This is a genomic window from Streptomyces sp. LBL, assembly GCF_029893585.1.
Classification (GTDB): Bacteria; Actinomycetota; Actinomycetes; order Streptomycetales; family Streptomycetaceae; genus Streptomyces.
On record NZ_JARXYX010000094.1, the window covers coordinates 1 to 1,111 of the forward strand.

At 66.4% G+C, this 1,111-nt stretch carries 1 protein-coding gene; it reads left to right on the top strand.

Annotation, left to right across the window (positions count from 1 at the left end; translation table 11 throughout):
• The coding region (locus M2271_RS42425; protein WP_280892815.1) for an RNA-guided endonuclease TnpB family protein at positions 1 to 1,050 on the top strand (1,050 nt) is incomplete at its 5' end.
• Between the last annotated feature and the right edge of the window lie 61 nt (positions 1,051 to 1,111).

A 1,111-nucleotide genomic window follows, 5' to 3' on the forward strand; every position in this document is an offset into this window, starting at 1 on the left:
ACCGAGGCCAAGCGGACAGCGGAACGGTCCTGGCTGGGCGAGGTCTCCGCGGTCGTCCTCCAGCAGTCCCTGCGCGACGCCGAGACCGCTTACCGCAATTTCTTCGCCTCCCTCAAAGGCACCCGCAAGGGGCCCAAGATCGGGCCGCCCCGCTTCAAGTCCCGCAAGGACAAGCGGCAGTCGATCCGGTTCACCGCCAACGCCCGCTGGAACATCACCGACAAAGGCCGTCTGAACCTGCCCAAGATCGGCGCGGTGAAGGTGACATGGTCCCGCACCCTGCCCACCACCCCCTCCTCCGTCACCGTCATCAAGGACGCGGCCGGGCGGTACTTCGCCTCCTTCGTCATCGACACCGACTCCGCCGCCGACGCGACACGGATGCCCGCCACCGGCCAGACGATCGGCATCGACCTCGGTCTCACCCACTTCGCGGTCCTGTCCGACGGCACGAAAATCGACTCCCCGCGCTTCCTGCGGCGCGCGGAGAAGAAGCTGAAGAAGGCCCAGCAGGAGCTGTCCCGCAAACAGAAGGGAAGCAAGAACCGCGAGAAGGCCCGCCTGAAGGTCGCCCGCGCCCACGCCAAGGTCACCGATGCCCGCCGCGAGTTCCACCACCAGCTCTCCACCCAGCTGATCTGCGAGAACCAAGGGATCGCCGTGGAGGACCTGTCGGTGACGGGACTGGCACGCACCAGGCTGGCCAAGAGTGTGCACGACGCCGGATGGTCCTCGTTCATCAGCATGCTGGAGTACAAAGCGGCCCGGTACGGCCGGACCCTGGTCAAGATCGGCCGGTTCGAGCCGACGAGTCAGGTCTGCTCCACCTGCGGCGTCAAGGACGGACCCAAACCCCTGAACGTCCGGGAATGGACCTGCAGCGCCTGCGGCACCGTCCACGACCGGGACCACAATGCCGCGATCAACGTGAAAACGGCCGCCGGACTGGCGGCATCGGCCTGCGGAGCGCCGGTAAGACCAGGAGCAATCCCGGCACAGCGCGAAGAAACAGGAAGCCACGGATTCCCGACCGAACCCCGTGCCGCGTAGCGGCACAGCAACAAGTCGAGAAGGCCAGAATCCTCGGGCTTCAGCCCGAGGTGCAAGTCAA